Consider the following 7,600-nt stretch of genomic DNA (forward strand, 5'->3'; position numbering starts at 1 on the left):
TGTCTTCTTCTGTTACATTGAATGTTATGTCTTCCATATCTGAATAATTTACATACAATTTATTCTTATCAACCAATGCTATTAAAACTTTTTTCTTTTCTTCAAGAGAAAGAGCTTCAAACTCGGAATCAGCTTTTACGAGTTCATCTTTTGTTACATATGGAACAATTCGTTCATCAGAAAAATAGATTTTTTCATCTCTAAAATATTATCTTCTGTTGCGGATTGAATGTTTTTTATAAGTGTGCTTGCATTTTCAAGAAGTTCACAATAAACAAACGAACCCCCACCTTTTCATTTAATAGAGTTCGAAATACCGTAACGGTCGTTATTTATAACGTGTTGCATTCTGTTTATTACATTTGTTTGAACATAATTCATTTGCTCTATCCCAATATATCTGCGATTCATTTTGTGAGCAACCGCTGACGTTGTTCCAGATCCTAAGAAAAAATCTAAAACTAAATCGTTCTCATTTGTTGCAATATCTAACAATGTCTTGATCAAAATTTCGGGTTTTTTTCCATTTTTAAATGTTAACCCTCCCTCGTTTGCTATACCTTGTCATCAATCATTATTCATGATTGTGGTCACATGTTCTCGTTTGTAAACACATTTGTCACTTTCATCTTTTACAGCATGTTCGGGTAGCATAATCACACTTTGACTTTTGTAAACCAAACTATCCAAAGTAATATTTTCATATTTTCCTTTGCTAGGAGTATATCTATAAAGAAAAAGACTTTCATTACGATCTTCAATGGTGTATATAAAATTCTTGATTTTTTCGTAAACACCTCCACTAAGTTTTGCTGTACGAAACACATTGTCAAAGTTGTCATAAAAATCTTTTTGTGTAAATGACGTCATTTTCTCTATTTTATAATTTTCATTAGGGACTCTAAAAACATCTACACCATCTATATTGGTTAAAAATTCTAAATTACTTTTATCTATTTTTTTAAGTAAATAATTGTAATTATTTTTAGTTTTGGAAGTTTCATTAACTACCTCAAGATTTTGATAAACGTGATTATAGGTAGTTGCTTTTTTGTTTTTTGAATAAACTAAGATATATTCAGCTGTATCAAAAAACATATTAGCCCCGGAAGCTAAGCCGCTTGGCGCTTTAACTTTGCAGGTTATGTTATTAATAAAGTTTTCTCTTCCAAAAACATCATCCATTAGTACTTTTAAGTAAGCGTGTTCATTGTAATCACATTGTACAAAAATTATTCCATCTTCTCTTAGTAATTTTTGCGCTAATTCTAAACGGTTTTTCATGAACGTTAATCATGCGGAGTGATTGAATGAATCATTGTAGTTGAATGAGTCGTTTCCTGTGTTGTATGGTGGATCTATATAAATACACTTAACTTTACCTTCGTATCTTTTAAGTATGCTAGATAAGGCAATCAGGTTATTTCCTTTTATGATCAAATTATCATCAGAATTGAAAGTGATATTTTCTTCCACTCCATCTCTTGTGTACCTTTTGGCATTAGTAAATACTTTTGGAGCAAGCATTCTTGTAATTTCATCACTTGCAATGATTTCGTTGTAAAAAATTTCTTTTCTTCTTTGATCTTCCTTGTCTTGCCCGCCTTCTAAAACACAATCTTTATATGGGAAGTCTAAAATAACATCATTTGATTTCGAAATAAAATCTCCATTATTGTTTGTTAATCCTATCTTGTTAGTGTATCTAGTATAAGAATCGGGCAGAAATTCTTTTGATTCGATAAATCAAGCAAATTTTTGCTTATCAAAAACAAGAACTCCATTTACATTCTTGAAAAATCTATCTTTTATTTGCTCATTTGAAAGTAACAATGTAAGTAAATCACTTTCCATTGTCATAACATCACTATATACAGTTGCTTTTAAAAGTCTTCCATCTCCAGATAAATATTTCTGTTTTGTCATCAAAACGTCAGCAACTATTTCAAAAATATTTTTTTTCATTTTCTTCTCCTAATCGCAGCTACAAATGCAGACTTACTTCAAGATACTTTTAAATTTTTCATTTGAATATTTATAAATAATTATAAATAAGTTGCATTTTTTTCTGTTCCCAAAAACGAAAATAGCTTATAAACTCTTTAAAAGAGCAATTAATCATTGTTATTGTTGTCTATTTTTGTATGTCTTAAAATGCTAATTTTTGATTTTTCTTTTCGGTTGAAAACAAAATGCAAAAAATGAAAAATAAAGGCGAAAAGTAATTAAATGATCAAAAATCAGTAATATTTAGTTTATGAACTATCAACTATCACAAAATTTGGTAACAAAATTACAATTCTGAAATAAAACATTTTTAGGCCTAATGGCAACTATTTTTAGTGCTGTAGTGCTAAAATTCCTTCTTGACTTGATTTTGCATTTAGACATTTTAACAATCAATGGTAATTCGATTGTTGCTGCTATCCGGGACATTTATACTATTGTATTTTTATGTTTAACAATAGCAAGTTGTGCAGTGAGTTTATTGATAATTGCGCCAATTTGTTGGATATGAAACAAGGTTAATAAAACTTCGAATTTAACAATTCAAAGTTTTGAAAAGAGTTTTCAGAAAAGATATTCATTCACTTTTATTTCAGGTAGCTTGCTATTTGTAAGTGCACTAATATTAATCATTCTTATTGTTAATATTACTTTTCGCAATATGATGACTCTTTCAGTGTTAAACATTATTTTTTCTTTGTATAGTTTAGTTTCATTAATTTGGACTAAACAATACTTATTGCAATTTATTAAAAGTTACAAATAAAAGCAACCGCTAAAAAATGCGATTGCTTTTTTGTTATTGATTTTGACCTACATAAATGAAAGTTACTGGATATTCAGTTTTGTCATTTTTGATTGAAGCGGATTGAACTTTAGCACTAAATTTAATTAGTACTTGATTGCTATTATTAGTTTCTTTTGAAATGATTTTGACATCATAAACGTCTGAAAGATAAGGTTTCTTGTCTTTTGGCATAACAAAATCAAAATCATCACTAGTCAAGTCATCTAATTTCTTGTTTTGACTAGACTCTTTAATTGATGTTTTCAAATAATTACCTAGAATCTTAATTGAAATCAATTTACCTAGTTGTTCTAAATAATCATCACTTTGATAGTTAGTTAGAATATCGTTAGTTTCGACTTTTTGGATTTCTAACAAGTCATTAGCATTGTTATAACCATTAAATAGTCCAATTAGAGCTGTTGAAGTAAAATCGGTTGCAGCGAATTTATCAAAACGCAATGGTTCTTGACTAAAGACATTGTCTGTTGTTAATTCTTCCGAAGGAATTTGTGATTCCAAAGCACGAATAATGTGTCCTTCTTTTGGAGTATAAGTTTTTGATTCTTTAGTTACTAAATCTGTGTATTTTAAAGGCTTTTTAACTAAATCAAGATTAGTTTCTACTCAATTACTGTTGTAGTTTGAACCTGGATGTCCTTTGTAGTAGATGTTATATGTGTCTGCATATTTATCAGCTAAATAAATTAGATAATTTAAATCTCAAGTAGACTGTGTTCCAAATACTAGCAATGAAGGTTTGTTATTTTGCGCAAAATCTTGCTTTACAATATCTCTTTCTGCTTCTCAATTTAAACCAGTTATAGCACTTCAATGAGTCATATAACGTTTATTTTGAATATCACGAGTTGTGAAAATGTAATCTTTAATTTCTTTGTGTTTTAGTTGTTCATCACTTTGGTCAAAGAAATTAAACATGTTAGTTAGTCCTAAGAATTTGAAACGATCAATTGCATTTTGCTCGGTGAAGAAAAAGTTAACATTGTGATAGAAAGTTGAAACTAAATATTGGCGGGTTCTATCAATGATATCAAGATTATTTTCTAGTAAGCCAGTGTCTGAATTTTTGTATTCCGATTCACTAACTCATCCTTTTTCAAATCTATCAACCATGTAACCAGGTAGAATTTGTGAGTCTTCAATTCCATTAATGCAAACATTTGAATATTTTAAAAGACTCAAAATGTTGTGATTATTTTTAATGTGGTCGACATTAATCCAGATATAAACTTTCTTATTTGGATTATTTTTAACAATGTTTTCATAAGTTGTTAATATATCTCAAAACAAAGGATTACTAAATTCTTCAACAGTTGTGTTTTTTCTTATTTCTTCTTCATTATCTTTATCAACTTGACGCAAATTTTTCAAGAAATTAGCCAAGTATTCGGCATTTGTTTTACGTTGGAATGAGTTTTCACTTTTTCAGATTCCAAAGTGAACTTCTTTTTTAGTCAACATTGCCATTCTTAACAAGTTGTAATAAGCTTGAATTCCCTGTGAAGCAAAGTAAACATTAATGTCAGCTTGTTCTTGTTTTTCTAAAACTGAACGAAAGCTTGAATCGTTATTGATTTTGACTCTTGAAATGTCATTGTTTTCAAATTGCTTGATGTATGATGAATCGTAACTTCAACCCTCTTTGTATCTTTTGTAAATGAGTGGTCCTGAAATTCCAAGAGTAGTAGCAGTAAGACCTAAGGCAATTAAGGTTGTAAAAAGTACTTTATTTTTCTTTTTCATAATTTAGAAATTATAACAAATGTTATAAAAGTAATAATTTTCCAAAAAGTTGCTTTTGAATTTTTAAAAAACAGCGAAAATCGAATTTTGTCAGTGAAAAAGTTGCTTTTTTTTTTTTTTTTGCAAATTGGGGCTTTGGGGGTTTTTAAACTAGACTTTGGTGCGACATAATGTTACAATTTATGTGCTTATTTTTAATACAAATAACATAATTGTTATTTTACTAAAAGGAGAAAAAGATGTCAAAAACGAAAAAACTAGCTTTTTTAGTCGCTGCTTTATCTTCAATTGCAGTCGGTACATCAATTAGTTTTTTAGTAAGTGCTAAACAAAAACCGGAACAGAAATTAGATAAAGAAATGATTTTAGAAACTTTAGAAGAAACTAAAGCATTTTTAAGTAATCATGAAGATGAAAGTGACTATCAAGAACTTAAAAATTTATACGACCAAACTCAAAAAGATATTGATAAGTATAATCAAGAGCAATTAGACGAACAAAATGAAAAATTGCAATCACTACTTGAGCAAAGCAAACAGAATGCTGAATTAAAAAGACAACAATTGCAAAAAGAGCTTGATTCTCTATATCAAAAAGGTTCTAAGCTTGCTGATGATGTTAAGAAATGATTAAATGATACTGACACAAGACTAATTGATGATGAAGCTAAAAAGCTTAGTGATGAATTAGAGAGTTTTAAAAACAATTTAACAAAAAACTATCAAGACAAAAATGCTAATGCAATCAAAAAAGAAAATGACGAATTTGCTACTAAAAAGCAAAATCTAAAACAATTATTAGACCAAAAACAAAGAGAACAATTGCAACAAAATTTAAACAACGTCAAAAGTCAAAGTGATGAGTTAATCAAAGATATTGAAGATTGATTAAGTAGTGAAGACACATCGAAAATAAAGGATGAAGTTGACAAATTTAAAGCTAATTTTGATGAATACAAAAAAATAGTACAAAAAGATTATGACAATCAGGATTATAACTCCCTAAGTAATAAAACGAATGATCTAAAACAAAAATTCAAAGATATTAAAAACCTTTTAAATCTTAAACGTCAACAAGATCTTGATAAATCTAATCAAGACGCTTTGAATAAAGCAAACGAATTATTAAAAAATATTAAGCAAAGTGACTTAGAAAATAAAGAAAACTTAGCAAATGAACTTGAAAATAAAATCAAGCAAAACAACAAAGACTTTGCTTCATCTGATTTTCCTACTAAGCAACAACTAACAAAAGACCTTTTAAAAGCTGTACAAGATACTGAACTAGCTTTTAGACAAAATCAATACAAGAAGTCAGTTGACGATGCTAACAATTTGAAAAAAAACTTGCAAAACAGTGATAATTTCTATCAAGACTTAATCAAAAAAGTTGACGATGCTTTGAAAAATAATAAACCTCAAGATACAACAAAGCCCAACGATTTTGAAAACGCTGTTAAAAACTTAAATAAAGCAATAGAAGATATTAAAAAACAACAACAAGATAGAGATAGCAATGAAAAAGTAACCTTTAATGCTAATTTATCGTCAGCAAAACAAATGCTTACTAGATTACAATCAATTGAAGAAAGCTATCGCACAAGCGAAATAACTCAATCAATTAACACGCTAGCAAATTTAATTAATAAATATCAAAATTCAACAACTAATGATGCTGCAAGTCTAAGACAAGCAAATAGCCAATTAAAAGCTGCTATCAATACTGCTGAGATTAACTGAAACAACCTAACTCAAGAAGCAAATAACCAGCAAACAAATCAAGCAAACAAATTGCGCAGTTTCATTTCTTCTTTTGATACACAAGCAAAACAAACCATAAGTAACTTAGACACACAAATTGCTAACACCACTTACACACAAAACACTAAAATCAATGTTCTATTCAACAATGTAAAACTTTACAAAAACTTATACAACAAAGCGACTTTATACAAAACTCTTTGACAGGATGCCTTGCAACCAACAAATGACTGATTAGAAGCAAATAAAGATAAAAATACTAACTATATTAACGATCTGAAATCTAAGTTACAAACCTGAAAACAAAATGCTATTTTGTACCTTGGCTACAAAACAGATGCGACCGCTCTTTACTCACAACTAAAGATTGAAATTTTAGATAATTTAAATAACGTGAAACAAAAAGCAAAAGCCGATGAACAAATTGCTTCATTAAAACCAACGTTAAATCAACTTAATGGCAATATCGCAACTTTAGTTAAATTAAATGCAGCCGAAGATGAAGTAAAACCTCAACTTGATAATGCTAAAACTAATGTTGAAAGCACCTTAAGCAGCTTGTCGAAAATAGTAAATGGTCAAATAACACTTTCAGATCAAAAATTTAATGAATTAACTCAAACAAGCGCAGAGTTAGTAACCCAAACAAGTCAATTAAGTGCTAAAACAAGCGCTTTTGTTGATCTCGTAAATTTAAAATCTTTCATTGCCCTAGAAAATACTAAACCTAAAACAAATCAATTGCTAAATTCAACAATTACAGCATATAATTCTTGATTTGGACACAATGCAGCCCTTAAGAGTGTTGCTGAATATCGATTATCACAAACGCAATTTAAAAATGCCCTTGATTTTGGTAACAAATTGAATACTGCTTTAACAACTATAGATGATACTAAAGAATTTATAAGCGAGTATGAAAGTAATTTTTATGGCGATGAGTATCCATCATACTACCAAAATCTAAAATCAACATATTCTCAAGTTAATACATTTATTGAAAATGTCTCGCAAGTCGATATCACTAAAAATGATAAATTGAGAACTGACAATCAAAATTTAGAAATAAACCTATTAGCAAGCAAAATTTATGATAAAGCTTATAGTCAAAGTAATAGGCCGATGACAAATACCGAGCAGAGTGTATACAAAGAAGGAATGAATAAATTTGCATCTAAAGTAAGTAAAATGAATTTTTTGAACTGTTGAAATTTTATGGGTAATAACCTTACCCTTGGTATCTAAAGTATAACACAAACGGAAAAAGAGTGTGTGTTTTTAT

3 protein-coding genes are annotated in these 7,600 nt (G+C 28.7%); 1 reads left to right on the top strand and 2 read right to left on the bottom strand.

Annotated features, from left to right (window positions below; genetic code table 4):
- Positions 1-153: 153 nt before the first annotated feature.
- Together ACWXVV_RS02750 and ACWXVV_RS02755 are read right to left on the bottom strand one after the other, a co-directional pair.
- Positions 154-1,965: a DNA methyltransferase gene (locus ACWXVV_RS02750; protein WP_456012480.1), complete on the bottom strand. Its 1,812-nt coding sequence runs from the start codon at positions 1,963-1,965 to the stop codon at positions 154-156.
- Positions 1,966-2,806: 841 nt separating this feature from the next.
- Complete coding sequence (locus tag ACWXVV_RS02755) at positions 2,807-4,558, bottom strand: hypothetical protein (protein ID WP_455984758.1); 1,752 nt, start codon at positions 4,556-4,558, stop codon at positions 2,807-2,809.
- A 239-nt stretch (positions 4,559-4,797) separates the two neighbouring features.
- On the opposite strand from ACWXVV_RS02755, the gene ACWXVV_RS02760 reads away from it, so the two are divergent.
- On the top strand, positions 4,798-7,563 hold the full coding sequence (locus tag ACWXVV_RS02760; protein ID WP_455984759.1) for a hypothetical protein: 2,766 nt from the start codon (positions 4,798-4,800) through the stop codon (positions 7,561-7,563).
- The last annotated feature ends 37 nt before the right edge of the window (positions 7,564-7,600 follow it).

The organism is Mycoplasma sp. 3392 (assembly GCF_053851755.1).